Consider the following 13,423-nt stretch of genomic DNA (forward strand, 5'->3'; position numbering starts at 1 on the left):
ATTTCAGGAAACGCCAGCAATAATGCGAATTCTGTTTGTTGCAGCTGAAGCAGCGCCCATCGCCAAAGTGGGTGGGATGGGTGATGTCGTTGGTGCCTTACCAAAAATTCTGCGAAAAATGGGGCATGATGTGCGAATCTTCATGCCTTACTACGGTATGCTGCCCGACAAAATGGAGATTCCCAAAGACCCTGTTTGGTCGGGTTCTGCCATGTTCCAGTCGTTCTCAGTTTATGAAACCGTTCTACCTGGAACCGATGTGCCACTGTACCTATTTGGTCATCCGGCTTTCATGCCACGTCGCATCTATTCTGGGGACGATGAAGACTGGCGGTTCACGCTGTTTGCTAACGGTGCAGCAGAGTTTTGCTGGAATTACTGGAAGCCGCAAATTATCCACTGCCATGACTGGCACACCGGGATGATTCCGGTGTGGATGAACCAAGATCCCGATATTACCACCGTCTTCACGATTCATAATCTGGCTTATCAAGGGCCTTGGCGTTGGTATTTAGAGAAAATTACTTGGTGTCCTTGGTATATGCAAGGACACAACACAATGGCAGCAGCGGTGCAGTTTGCAAACAAGGTGAACACCGTTTCCCCCACCTACGCCCAGCAAATTCAAACCCCCGCTTATGGCGAAACGTTGGAAGGTTTGCTGTCTTTCATTAGCGGAAAGTTATCCGGTATTGTTAACGGCATCGATACGGAGGTTTACGACCCCGCCACTGACAAATACATTACTCAGACCTTCACAATTGATACTCTTGAGAAACGTCAAGCCAACAAAATTGCACTGCAAGAAGAAGTCGGCTTAGAAGTTAACAAAAATGCCTTTGTGATTGGCATGGTAACGCGACTGGTGGAGCAGAAGGGCATCGATCTTGTGATTCAAATGCTCGATCGCTTCATGGCGTATACCGATGCTCAGTTTGTCCTCCTGGGTACAGGCGATCGCTATTACGAAACCCAGATGTGGCAAATGGCTTCCCGCTACCCAGGTCGCATGGCAAACTACTTACTCTATAACGATGCTCTCTCCAGACGCATCTATGCGGGTAGCGATGCTTTCCTCATGCCTAGCCGCTTTGAGCCTTGCGGCATTAGCCAAATGTTGGCGATGCGTTACGGCTGCGTGCCGATTGTCCGTCGCACAGGTGGCTTAGTCGATACCGTTTCTTTCCACGACCCAGTGAACCACGCTGGTACGGGGTACTCCTTCGACCGTTATGAACCCCTAGACCTTTACACCTGTATGGTTCGGGCATGGGAAGCTTTCCGCTTCAAACCGCAATGGCAGGAGTTGCAGAAGCGGGGTATGCAGATGGACTTCAGTTGGGACACATCCGCGAAGGAGTATGTCAAACTGTACAACTCCATTTACGGTATCACTGAGGAAGAACCCGCCCAGCCTGAGATGCAGTCAGAGTTAGTAAATACTTAGTCATAAAAGGCACTTCGGTTAAAGACCCCCTGCAAGCAGGGGGCTTTTTGTTAGCTAGGGTGCGTTAGTGATCGCTAACGCTGTCAAACTTGGTGGCAAAGTTTCAAAACCTTGTGAGTGCATAGGATGCGCTCATTGTCAGCGTAAGGTACTCGCCCTAAAATCCAGGCATAAGTTAAGCTTATTGGCAATAATCCTTGAATTGCGGACAATAAAAACGCTACAAGCACCATAATCCTTGGGGTTAGACCTTGTTCTAGCTAGCTTGCGAGCGCTTATATATATTTCTTATATAAAGTACAGTTTCCGTACTACTGATAGCTTCTTTGTAACTTTTTTGCAAACGCAAGTAGCGACTACAAAACGAGCCTACAAATAAAGCAAGTTTTTACTGCATTTCAGCGTTTTCTCCGAAATATGTCAGTAATATCGCGGATCTCAATCGGTATTAACGACGGCTAGGATTTAGCAGACCAGTTTTATGAAGTTTTGATGAAGCTTCCTAAAACTGCACAGCAGGGTCATCTCTAGCGTTCTTGTCGTTTACCAACGAAGTAAAAAATGTCTAAAGTAAACTCTTCTGGATTGAGCCTGCTGTTGATTTTTAGTGCCTCGACGATTAGCGTCGGACTGGTAACAAAACCAGCACTCGCTATTACCACCTACTACGTTGCGACGAATGGTAGTGATAGTAATTCTGGAAGCCAGAACAGCCCATTTGCCACTATCAGTCACGCAGCTTATAAGGCAAAGGCTGGCGACACGGTATATGTACGGGGAGGCACCTACAGCTTTACGAAAGAACAATACATTGGCAGCATCGGCACCGCCAGCAGTCCGATTAGCTACCAATCCTATCCAGGCGAGAAAGCAATTTTAGATGGCACTAAAACGCCAAGCAACACCAACATCGTGAATCTAGCTGGCGCATACAACATCTTCAAGGGCTTTGAAGTAAAGAACTCCAAATTTACAGGCATTGTGTCCTGGGGCGGCAACAACCTCCAGATCCTCAACAACACCGTTTACAACTCCTACAAGAACGGTATCTTTGTTGGTTACGACAAAGATATGACCACAGCCTCAAACATCCGAATCGACGGCAACACCGTTTATATGAATTGCCTTGCGAATAAAAGCCGTACCCTTGCTGATGGTTGGGATCAGGGGATCGCTAGTGGCAGAGCAAGCAATGTCACCATCAGCAACAACCACGTGTATCAGAACTACGGTGAGGGGATCGACTTTATTTTGACCAAGGGCGGTGTAGCTTCTGGTAATAAGGTGTATGACAACTACAGCGTGAATCTATACCTGGACAACGCTACTGACATCACGGTAGAGCGCAACCACATTTACACCACCAACAACACAAACTTTTACCGAGACGGTAAACCAGCGAGTGGGATTCAGGCATCCAATGAATACTACGATTTTTCCAACCCAGTGAATAACATTAAAATCCGCAACAATATCGTCATTGGCGGACTTACAGGCTTTGCCTATTTTTCAAATTACGGCAGAGGCGGAGGGTTGAAGAACTTTGTTATCGCCAACAATACCTTTTACAAAGCAACGCGAGCCATGCTCCTGATCCATAGCGATCCAGGTCATACAAACAATCTGATTGCCAACAACATTTTCTCCCAAACTGGCAGTGTCGCGATGACAGAAATTCCAGCCAAAACGGGATTGGCATTTCAGAATAACTCTTGGTATGGTGGCAGTGCTGGTATTGCTGTGGGTACCGGCGATATCACTGCCAACCCGTTGCTGGTAAATCCGGGAACTACAGTGGCAACTGACTACAAGCTTCAGCCTGGTTCCCTAGCCATTGAAAGAGGTACTACGCTTACTCAAGTCACGAATGATTATGCAGGATCGAGCCGCCCGCTAGGGCTAAAGCATGACATTGGGGCTTACGAATATTTCAAGTAGAAGAGTAATGATTTTTTAACGCAAAGGGCAATCTGGGAAAGGGCAAAGTTACGCAGAGGAACTACAAGTTTTTGCGATTACTAAGTCTTTTCCCTAGCCTTCTGTGCATAAAAAAATCCTACTGACGAATTAAGACAAATCTTTCTGGATGATGCTCTACATTAAATATCCCCTACCCTCAAAAAAGGGTGAGCTGTATGTAGTGCATCAAAACAGAAATGGGATGAGTCAAACTAGCTGCAAGCACAGATTCCCGATTATCTATTAACAGTTACTTGCTGAAGATAGGTTTGTGGATCTTGTGCCACCCAGCCTAAATTCGAGTTGTAGCGCAACTCAAAATGCAGATGGGGTTTGTCTACGTCAGGGAGTCCTGTGGTACCAACCGTTCCCAGGACATCCCCCTGGTTAACTTGTTTACCACGACTAGCATCAATGGTTGCAAGGTGAGCATAACGGGTTTGGCGTCCTCCCGGATGATTAATGACGACTAAATTGCCAGAGTCTCCGCGATCGCCAATAAAGGCTACAGTTCCCTTATCCACTGCTAGCACGGGTGTCCCAACTTCTGCCAACAGATCGATACCGCTGTGAAAAGCAACTTGATTGCTACGAGGATTTAGCTGCCAACCATAACCCAGTGCGATCGCTGTCGTTGCGGGTAAGGGATAATGGGCTAATTTCCGGTTGTTACGTCCAGTCAGACTTGCAGGCGACCAATTTACTCCAGGGATAAATACAACTCTAGGATTTTTCTGGCAACCGTTTACCTCATAGAGTACATCGGCACGAATTCGGTAGGTTTTGGCTACATCTTGCCAAGTTTTCCTAGCCGGAACTTCGACGCGAATGCCATTGTAAGGCGGAATCAAAATTTCTGTCCCTACGGGTGCTTTGCCTTGCCGTAAAGACGGATTGAAACCGATCAAAGTAGCAGGAATGAGATTGTATTGGCTGGCAATCCTTTCTAAAGTTTCACCAGCGGCAACTTTGTGGCGAATCAAGCGTTCTAACGCTGGGGGTGGGCACATTTGCTTGTTCCCCTTCCCCTCAGTTGCAGGAGGCGATGAAAGGGCAGGTACAGCAAGAATGTCTTCAGCTACAGAAGATTTTGAAAATGCCGCTGAAAAAAGGCAAAAAGAAACCGGAAGGAGGAAGAAAAAACTGAATTTTTGCGTTTTTCCTAACATTTCTAAGATGCGATCGCAATATCCGTTCGCTTTTTTGATGCCATCTTTGAGATTCACCCAACCCCCGCGCTGACGCGCCCCTGCGCTTAAACAAAAGCGGCTAAAAGAGGAGCGATCGCTGTATTTTAGGGAAGCTGTATTCATTCGCCTCTCTACACCTTTCGCCACTTGTCTCCTCACAAAACTCGCAAAATGCTGGGAATACTGTCTATCGTATCTAACGTGCGAATTTCATCCAGGGCTTGTCGAAAGTTCCCTTCCCGGACATCGTGAGTCACGACGACAATTTCGGCAAGTTCGCCGTGGATACCAGTTTGCACCACAGATTCAAGACTCACCTGGTAATTGCCGAAACTGGTGCCCAACTTACCAATAACGCCCGGACGATCCGGTGTCAAGAAACGAGCGTAAAACCGCGTAACTAGCTCCTCCATCGGGGCGATCGCGCAGTAATCTTGATGGGAACAGCTTAACAAGGGATGCAGTTTGGCAGCATCTCCACCACTTTTCAAAATGGCAGCAATATTTAAAATATCCGAGACAACAGCGCTGGCAGTGGGACCGGAACCCGCCCCACGTCCGTAAAACATCACCTGCCCAATCGGTTCGCCTTCTACGAGAATTGCGTTATAGACGCCGCTAATACTGGCAAGCGGGTGAGTTTTGGGTACGAGAGTCGGATGAACTCTGACTTGTAGAGACGCCAAATTTCCCGTTTCTCTGTCTAGAGTTTCTTTCTCCGGTGCCGGTAAATCTTGTTTAGCGATCGCTAATAATTTGATCGTAAAGCCGAGTTTTTCCGCATAGGCAATATCGGCGGCGCTGACCTTAGAAATCCCCTCACAGTATATTTCTGGCAGCTTGATGCGTCCCCCAAACGCTAAGGAAGCCAAAATCGCCATCTTGTCAGCAGCATCTAAACCGTCTACATCAGCCGTTGGATCGGCTTCTGCATAGCCCAACTGCTGGGCATCTGCCAGAATCTCGCTAAATTCACCCCCCTCGGTTTGCATCCGACTGAGGATGTAGTTCGTGGTGCCATTGACAATGCCAGTCACCGAATGAATCCGGTTGACACTCAGCGCCTGCTTCAGGGGTTGAATCACCGGGATACCGCCCCCAACGGCTGCCTCTAGCATCACATAGACGCCTGCTTGATTCGCCGCCGTAAAAATTTCATCGCCGTAGCGAGAAATCACCGCCTTGTTTGCCGTGACAACGTGCTTACCATTGGCGATCGCTTTGAGGATGAGCGATCGCGCGGGTTCTAAGCCTCCCATCACCTCCACCACAATATCCACATGGGGGTCGGTAACAACCGATTCCAAATCGGTCGTCAGCAAGCTTTCTGACATTTCTACGAGTCGGGGCTTATCTAGCGATCGCACTCCCACCCGATAAACTTCTATTTCTTGCAGCAGCGGATGACGCCCTTGCGGAGCTAGCAAAATTTGTGCCGTACCCGTGCCGACTGTCCCCAGTCCCAGTAATCCAATTTTAAAAGCCACAACCGTTATCCTGAATTTTAACTCTACAGCGCTTGTAATTTACTTGTAATTTAGCTTTTCGGCTCTGCCTCCATCGCGTTGGCAATGCTAACACAGGGGATGCTACCAACACCCTTCCCATCATCGCCCCGAACAGTGAGCCAAAAACTGAGCAAAAGAGTGAACCGAATTGCCGATCCACCTGAGACATTCTAGAGGTGATGGCACCCATTACAGTTTTTGAGTTGCGATCGCTTATGCTCAAACAAATTGCTCTTGCTGGTTTTGCGAGTTTCGCCGTTGCTGCCTTTCCAGTCGTCAGCAAGGCTTTAACCGTTCAGGAAGTTCCCAATCCCCGGCAAGTCAATGGTGGCTGGGTGACAGACATGGCAGATATGCTCAGTCCGGCGACGGAAGCACAACTCAACCAGATCATCTCAGATTTAGAGGCAAAAAATAGCAGTGAAATCGCGGTAGTGACGGTGCCAGAGACTTCACCTTCTGCTACTCCCAAGGCGTTCGCTACGTCGCTATTTAATTATTGGGGCATTGGCAAGAAAGGGCGGGACAACGGGGTGCTGCTGCTGATTTCCCAGCGGGAACGTCGCGTAGAAATCGAAACAGGTTACCGTATCGAGTCGATTCTCCCCGATGCGCGTGTTAGCAAAATTATCCAACAAGAAATCGCACCGCGATTTAAGCAGGGTGACTTTAACGGTGGCACCCTGGCGGGAACGCAAGCACTGATTGTAGAGTTGAGAGCGGGTGAACTGCCAACTCCTGCTGCCGCAAATCAACAAAATTCCAACATGGGGATTCCTTGGGAAGTATTTCCGATTGGCGGAGTCGTGGTAGTTGCCGCCATCTGTGGCGGTGTTCTCGTCTTGATAATTCGGCGTTTCGTGAATTGGTTAAATCGTCCCGTCCTAATTGAACCAGAAGGGCGATCGCGTAGCTACAAACTTTGGGGAGGCGAAAAGCAATTACACTGCGCTCATTGCCAGCAACCCATGCAAAAACTAGACCCCGTTTTAGTGCTGCCCCATCTCACCCCAGCAGAACAAGCGGCACAAAATCTCGGTAGCGTCGAATTTGAAGGCTGGCAATGTCCCAAATGTCATCCTCATCTAACCGGAATGGGAATCCATATTCGCGCCTACGTTGCCACAATCAACAAATTTAGTAACTGTCCCATCTGCCAAGAACTGACTGTCGAACGCACCGATCGGATTCTGCAATCTCCGACAATCTACAGCGAAGGTATTCGCCAGATTACCCATAAATGTCACTGCTGTTTTGATTGTCGGGAAACAGAGGAAATCATTCCCTCTTTGACTCCCCCACGTCCCATCACGCCTAACATTAGCGTCAGGAGTTCTAGCAATCTCTATACCGTAAGTAACGACAGCTATAGCAACTTTAGTTCAGATACCAATACCAGTAGCTACCCATCCAGTAACGATAGCTATAGCAACTTTAGTTCAGATACCAATACCAGTAGCTATAGCACCAGCAACTATGACAGTGGTAGTAGCGACAACACTAGCAACAGTAGCAGTTGCGACAATAGCAGCAATAGCTGGAGTTCTGACAGCGGTAGTAGCTCCAGTAGCAGTGATTTTGGCGGCGGGAGCAGTGGCGGTGGCGGTGCCGGTAGCGACTGGTAAGGACTGGTAGGGGCTGGTAGTGATCGCACCCCGCTTTTCCGGGAAGGATTCAACTGTATTTCCCCCTCGCCGCCTGCGGAGAGGGTACTGGGGGTGAGGTTCCAAGTGTGTATTCCAACACAGGCAGAACCGCAACTAGAGTCGCCCTTCATCCGCGAAAAGTGCATTGGACGCAAGTAAAAAATGCGCTAATTAACGCCGGAAGGGGCCAGGATTGAGTAAGTTGACTTCAGTAATTTTGATAATGTAGGGGTTGAATTTACTTTTATCGTAAGATCCCACCCAAATTCCGTAAGTTCCCGGCTGCCACTGACCAGCAATGCCAGGGTTTTTGCCTTCATACTCATCATTGCACCAGCTGCCACCAGGTCCCTTGATCACGAGGGTAGTGTCTTCTGGGCTTTGCACTTGGATGGATAGAAAGTTGAAAAACGAAGTTAAAACTACAGTGTGATCGGGCTTATCGTCCGTAAAACCAACACATGGCCCGGTAGCGGTTTCGCTGCGACCTGCAATTTTTTGGGCCGCTATTTCGCCGCCACTGATACCCCGAATCGTCAACGGATCGGGCGAAAACCGGGGACCGAGGGTGACATTCTCGAATATGGGCGGGGATTGTACGGATTGGGCTTGCACCCTCGAAAGGCTCAACACTCCTACCGCCATCAGGGCTATGGTTGTGATGCCTGCCCAGAGGGACTTTCCTACCGATTTTTCCCCTAAATTGGGTACGGGTTTGTACATCCTCACTTCCAAAAACGGCACCTTGTTACCGATTATGTAACGGCTCTAGTTGTAGCAGTGACGATAGTATCCCATAAGAAGTTCCAAAGAAGAAGCCAAAAGCCTTCTCAGGCTGAGCTTGAGAAGGCTTGCAAAAGAAAAAGAAAGAATATCAGCTTACTTTTCTAGGGCTTGCTGTAAACGTAGCTTGTCCAGACCCCGCTGATTCAGGATCAACCAAGATTGAATCAAATCAGGACCATGCAAATCGCCGGTTAGAGCTGCGCGGAAACTTCGCATCACTAATCCTTTCTTCAGATTCTTCTCCTTGGTCAGCTGTTTGATGATGTCTTGGGCACCCTCTGCTGTCAAGGTTTGATGATTTTCTAGGGCGTCCAAAATCGCCTGCAAAGCGGTTTCGGTGCCGTCCTGCTGCAACTGAGTCAGTCCCTCTTCGCTGTAGGCTACGGTTTGGCTAAAGAATATCTGGCTCATCTCGACTGCATCCTGCAAGCGCGTCAGGCTGGCACTCAGCAGGCTGGTTAACTGTTCTAACCAAGGGCGATCGCTGATCGGGTCAAATTCGTATCCAGCCGCCTGCCAGTAGGGAATCAGCTGATTTAATAGCTCATCTATCGGCATCTTGTGCAGATACTGACTGTTAAGCCAATTCAGCTTATCCCAGTCAAACTTTGCCCCTGCCTTATTGACTCGCTCAAAGCCGAACTGTTGAGCCGCTTCTGGCAGAGTAAAGATTTCCTTGGTGGAATCTGGGGGCGTCCATCCCAACAATGTCATGTAATTCGCCAAGGCTTCAGGCGTGTAGCCCATTTGCTGGAAGTCGGAAATGGAAGTGACGCCATCCCGCTTCGAGAGCTTTTTGCCTTCCTTGTTCAAAATCAATGGCGTATGGGCAAATTCCGGGATTGCACTTCCCAGTGCCTCATAGAGCAAAATTTGCTTAGCTGTGTTCGCAATATGGTCTTCTCCCCGGATGACATGGGTGATCCGCATATCAATGTCATCCACCACCACTGCCAAATTGTACAGCGGCTGACCCACTGAATCGTCTGAGGCACGAGCAATCACCATATCGCCGCCGAGGTCGCTGGCTTTCCAGCTAACTTTGCCGCGTACCAGATCGTTCCAGGAGATCTCCCGGTCATCATCAATTTTGAAGCGAAGCACCGGACGACGCCCTTCGGCTTCAAAAGCCGCTTGTTGTTCTGGCGTCAAGTTCCGATGGCGGTTGTCATAACGGGGAGCCTCTTTTCTTGCCGCTTGCGCTGTCCGCAATTCGTCTAGTTCGGCTTCGCTGGTGTAGCAGCGATAAGCATAGCCCTTCTCTACGAGAGTTTGAATGGCTTTGCGGTACAGGTCGAGGCGCTTGGATTGAAAAAATGGCCCCTCATCCCAGGTCATTCCCATCCATTTCAGACCATCAAGGATGTTTTGAGTATATTCGGGGCGCGATCGCGCTTCATCGGTGTCTTCAATTCGCAGGATGAACTCGCCGCCATGATGGCGAGCAAACAGCCAGTTAAATACGGCGGTTCTCGCCGTCCCAATATGTAAGTTCCCAGTAGGACTTGGTGCAATCCGAACTCTAACGGTCACAGCAGATTCTCTCAAAAGGTTTCTATATTTGTTGTAGCTGCTAATAATTGTAGGGGCAGGTTTCAACACCTAACCCCTACTAACTTTTCTACTACTTTTTACGGGACTGACGGGGCTCGAACCCGCAACTTCCGCCGTGACAGGGCGGTGCTCTAACCAATTGAACTACAGTCCCTTGTTTTCCGAGCCATTAACGATTATGTCGAGTCTCGTTAGATTTGTCAACCCCTTTTTTTTATGCTCTTTCGAGTGGTGGGGTAGACACGGCTTTTTTGGTCTCGTGCCAAGGCGCAAAGACGCTAAAACGTTGCTTCATTTGGCGTCTTTGCATCTTAGCGCGATATTGTCCGGATTAACTATGAATGTGGCGCTTGACTTTAATGCTCACAAGTGCTGCAAATACCAAGCCTGCGAGTGCCGAAGGTTCCGGGACAGAACGATGCGCCGCTGATTTGGTGGCAATGCCAAAAGCGAGTACCTGGGTAAACTGAATCGGGCTAAAGTTGTTATCGCTAACTACAATCAGCGACTTTCGTCCATCTGCCAAATCAGGGCCAAAAGTCAAACCTTCAATATTATCGAGCGTCACACCTAACTTCTCGAAATCAAGTAGCAGTTTTTTCTGAGCTGGTTTGATAGTGTTGAGGTTGATTGTACTGAGACTGTTAATACTGCTAATATCGGTTGCCTTTTCTAAAGACACCTCAAACAGCTTGATTGTGTTCCCCACTCCAGTAGAAAAAGACCGTTCTAAGCTAAGAAACGTATCTTCATTCACTGCTAACAAATCTACTAAACCATTGGTCTTGAAACTATTAACAGGATTGGGTGCTGCGGCAACTGGATCGGTAACGTATAAAAATTCCTGTTCCGGCTTCCCAGTTACGAGGTTATATTTTAAGATTCGCGAAGGACTTGCCACCTTGATGTCAGCGACAGCACCATCCTGAACCAAGGCATTTTCTGTAGCTGTAAACAAATACTTTTGGTCAGGGGTAAGCGTCAAGCTTTCAAAGGCTAAGTTATTGCGAATTCCGCTATCTTTAGCCGCTGTTGGTAAAAACTTCTGAGGAATTAGCAGGGTTTGAAGTTGCTGACCTGCCAAAGAAAATTCATTAACGAAAGGATTAATTAATTGGTTAGCATCTCCTTCAGAAGAGATAAATAGACTTCCCTTGCTAGTTAAGGCAATGCCTTCTGGGTCGAGACTTAAAGGAGCAAAAGGTTGATTGTTTATATTCAACAAGGTTGTTACGTCTACAGGCGTCACTCCACCCTGCTTTAAAGAACCCTGAGAAATATCAATTTTGAGGGTATAAAACCGAGATGGTGCCTTTTCGCTCCGGTCATCAGAAATGCTGTAATAAACGTTTTTACTGGCATCGTAAGTAATTCCTGATAGCCCTCCCAATTCAGTTCCCTGAAATGAAAAACCAGTCGGAAAAGTGGATTGTCCTAAGTAATCGACGCCGGTTATTTTGAATGCCTGAGCGGGATGTGCTGTCAGAAGTGCAGCGGTTAATCCACCAATAAAACAGAAAGATGTAAAAAATTTATCGATCTTGCTCATGATTGCCGGTGTTAAATTAAGCCATTTACACCAGCACCGTATCATCATAAAAATAAGATTTTTTTAAGAGAAGGTTATAAGAGAGTTGAATTGGAAAAATTGGGTGCTGGAACGGTTACTCCCGTGCATCCAAATGAGCCGCATCCTGCATAAAGTCTACCAGCCAGTCTTTCAGGTGACGGGTAGCGCGGCAATCGTCCTCGTTGTAGCGCAGAATGGCGTCGAGGAAAGTGCGATCGCGTGTTTTTAACCATTGATCGTACCAATAGATACACACTTGTCCGTTCGCCCCCGCATCGCGCCACTCAAAACCCAACCAATGCGCGATCGCTTTTAAAGCATAACTTTCGACGGGCAGTGTCACCATCCCTGTTACCCACTCGTGGATATCCACAAAGCGCGATAGCACCGGACGTAGCCTCTCCAGCGGGGTGTTGTAGCATTTAGCCAGCCGCTTCATCGTCAGGATTTCGTAGTCGCAGAAATGGAAAATGGGAGCCTGAGGATAAGTCCAAACCAAATCTAAAAATTGCTGCCAAACCAATTCTTCGTCGCTGGGTTGTTCTGCTAAGAAAGGATAAAACGTTTCTGTATTAGCTTGACGGTCTACCACTAAAACTCCCAGCAGATAATCCAGTTCTAGCGACGGTTCTGCTTCAATATCAAAGTAAAGTTCGATAGGTGAAAGGAGAGAAGATGGATTGTCCATCACCCATTCTGCTGTTTTAGTGGTTTTAGCGATCGCAAAAGGTTTCTCCAGAAGCATCGCCCGATTCTCCACTACTGATTGCGCTTGCTGTACTAGCTGTTGCGCTACCTCCTCTCCCAAAGCTGGCTCCAAAAAAGCCGGACTGACACCTGCCAGAGACTCCCGACTCGTCAGTTCAAGCGTCTGCAAATGCTGATAGCGACTCGGCGTTACACCCGGAATCAAAGAGAGATGTTGCTGTTCTTGAGCGATCGCATAACAGTGATTTAACCAAGGGCAAAGATTGCACCGCTGACGGGTAATGAATACCTCTGGCTCTTGCCGAGACAGGAGCATTTCGATACACTCCTCTACAAGTGCCTGCATCATCGGCACCCATTTACTCAAATTGACTGCATAAGCCTTTTTTTCCCGTAATCGCAGCCAAACCGTATCCGGCAAAACCCCCTGAACAGATGCCAGCAGATGAGCGTGAAAAGCTGCAACCGTTTGATATTCCAGCTTAGGACGCCGACCTAAATGAATGTCACTGGGAACGTAAATCCAATCGCCAAAGTTTGATTGTCCGGGTTGTTTAACCAAAAAATCGGGACAACTCACGAGGGTCACTGTCTTCGGAAGGTGCAAGAAGGATTCATCCTCTATCCTTACTTCTTCCTCTTTCAGAAGCACGCCTCGGTAAATTAGCTCAACGCCCTCTTGCATCAAGGCAATCGTGGCATTCGCACCAGCGTGCCAATCTCCCCAAGCGTAATTGGGTTTGTGATAAGTCTGTCCCGCCAGAATGGTTTGCTGGAGAGCATACCGATCCTGTTGCAATTTGGCGCGAAAATCACTTTGAAAATCCTGCTGGGTAGGATCTCCATATAAATCGAGAAAAGACCGGCGACTACAACGTTGGTAGTGCCGCAACATATTAACAGTTAGCAGCATGACTTCAAGCTAACAGAGAATGAGTGAGCTTTCGCGATCGCTCTTATCGCACTCAGGCTAAATGGTGCTAGACAGACAAAGCCTGACGAGAGCGGACTTGTAGAGATACGATTTATCGCATCTCCTACGTGTAGATTTTGAC

General features: G+C 48.0%; 9 protein-coding genes and 1 tRNA gene. 3 read left to right on the forward strand and 7 right to left on the reverse strand.

The features are described from left to right. Positions 1-22: 22 nt before the first annotated feature. Both glgA and NDI44_RS17720 read left to right on the forward strand, forming a co-directional pair. A complete protein-coding gene (gene glgA / locus NDI44_RS17715; RefSeq protein ID WP_190411276.1) occupies positions 23-1,447 on the forward strand; it encodes a glycogen synthase GlgA in 1,425 nt (474 codons plus the stop codon). Positions 1,448-2,008: 561 nt separating this feature from the next. Then, positions 2,009-3,385, forward strand: coding sequence for a right-handed parallel beta-helix repeat-containing protein (locus NDI44_RS17720; RefSeq protein WP_190411277.1), 1,377 nt, complete (start codon positions 2,009-2,011; stop codon positions 3,383-3,385). A gap of 257 nt (positions 3,386-3,642) precedes the next feature. Here NDI44_RS17720 and NDI44_RS17725 read toward each other — a convergent pair whose 3' ends face one another. Next, positions 3,643-4,719 carry a M23 family metallopeptidase gene (locus NDI44_RS17725; RefSeq protein ID WP_242036991.1) on the reverse strand — a complete coding sequence of 359 codons (1,077 nt, stop codon included), beginning with the start codon at positions 4,717-4,719 and terminating at the stop codon, positions 3,643-3,645. A 32-nt stretch (positions 4,720-4,751) separates the two neighbouring features. Beyond that, positions 4,752-6,083 carry a homoserine dehydrogenase gene (locus tag NDI44_RS17730; protein ID WP_190411278.1) on the reverse strand — a complete coding sequence of 444 codons (1,332 nt, stop codon included), beginning with the start codon at positions 6,081-6,083 and terminating at the stop codon, positions 4,752-4,754. Positions 6,084-6,283: 200 nt separating this feature from the next. On the opposite strand from NDI44_RS17730, the gene NDI44_RS17735 reads away from it, so the two are divergent. Further along, the gene (locus NDI44_RS17735) at positions 6,284-7,729 is read left to right on the forward strand and encodes a TPM domain-containing protein (RefSeq protein ID WP_199304758.1); all 1,446 of its coding nucleotides are present in this window, start codon (positions 6,284-6,286) and stop codon (positions 7,727-7,729) included. A gap of 192 nt (positions 7,730-7,921) precedes the next feature. Here the strand turns inward: NDI44_RS17735 and NDI44_RS17740 are convergent, their stop codons facing one another. The 5 genes from NDI44_RS17740 to NDI44_RS17760 all read right to left on the reverse strand — a co-directional run bounded on the left by NDI44_RS17740 (position 7,922) and on the right by NDI44_RS17760 (position 13,281). Next, positions 7,922-8,395: a hypothetical protein gene (locus NDI44_RS17740; RefSeq protein ID WP_242030517.1), complete on the reverse strand. Its 474-nt coding sequence runs from the start codon at positions 8,393-8,395 to the stop codon at positions 7,922-7,924. A 234-nt stretch (positions 8,396-8,629) separates the two neighbouring features. Then, positions 8,630-10,069, reverse strand: a complete 1,440-nt coding sequence (gltX, locus tag NDI44_RS17745; protein WP_190411280.1) for a glutamate--tRNA ligase — start codon at positions 10,067-10,069, stop codon at positions 8,630-8,632. A gap of 101 nt (positions 10,070-10,170) precedes the next feature. Next, positions 10,171-10,244: transfer RNA gene (locus NDI44_RS17750), tRNA-Asp, on the reverse strand. Positions 10,245-10,421: 177 nt separating this feature from the next. Next, positions 10,422-11,639 (reverse strand): esterase-like activity of phytase family protein, encoded by a 1,218-nt coding sequence (locus NDI44_RS17755; RefSeq protein WP_190411281.1) that lies wholly within the window; start codon positions 11,637-11,639, stop codon positions 10,422-10,424. Between the two features lie 115 nt (positions 11,640-11,754). Next, a complete protein-coding gene (locus NDI44_RS17760; protein ID WP_190411282.1) occupies positions 11,755-13,281 on the reverse strand; it encodes a TM0106 family RecB-like putative nuclease in 1,527 nt (508 codons plus the stop codon). Positions 13,282-13,423 lie beyond the last annotated feature (142 nt).

Source organism: Trichocoleus sp. DQ-A3 (assembly GCF_039961975.1).
Taxonomy (GTDB): Bacteria; Cyanobacteriota; Cyanobacteriia; order Cyanobacteriales; family FACHB-T130; genus FACHB-T130.

Bases quoted from the DNA above. Each gene is read 5' to 3' on its own strand.
- NDI44_RS17725 (WP_242036991.1), bottom strand. From the start codon at position 4,719: ATGAATACAGCTTCCCTAAAATACAGCGATCGCTCCTCTTTTAGCCGC.
- NDI44_RS17740 (WP_242030517.1), bottom strand. From the start codon at position 8,395: ATGGCGGTAGGAGTGTTGAGCCTTTCGAGGGTGCAAGCCCAATCCGTA.
- glgA (WP_190411276.1), top strand. From the start codon at position 23: ATGCGAATTCTGTTTGTTGCAGCTGAAGCAGCGCCCATCGCCAAAGTG.
- NDI44_RS17735 (WP_199304758.1), top strand. From the start codon at position 6,284: ATGGCACCCATTACAGTTTTTGAGTTGCGATCGCTTATGCTCAAACAA.
- NDI44_RS17760 (WP_190411282.1), bottom strand. From the start codon at position 13,281: ATGCTGCTAACTGTTAATATGTTGCGGCACTACCAACGTTGTAGTCGC.
- NDI44_RS17720 (WP_190411277.1), top strand. From the start codon at position 2,009: ATGTCTAAAGTAAACTCTTCTGGATTGAGCCTGCTGTTGATTTTTAGT.
- NDI44_RS17755 (WP_190411281.1), bottom strand. From the start codon at position 11,639: ATGAGCAAGATCGATAAATTTTTTACATCTTTCTGTTTTATTGGTGGA.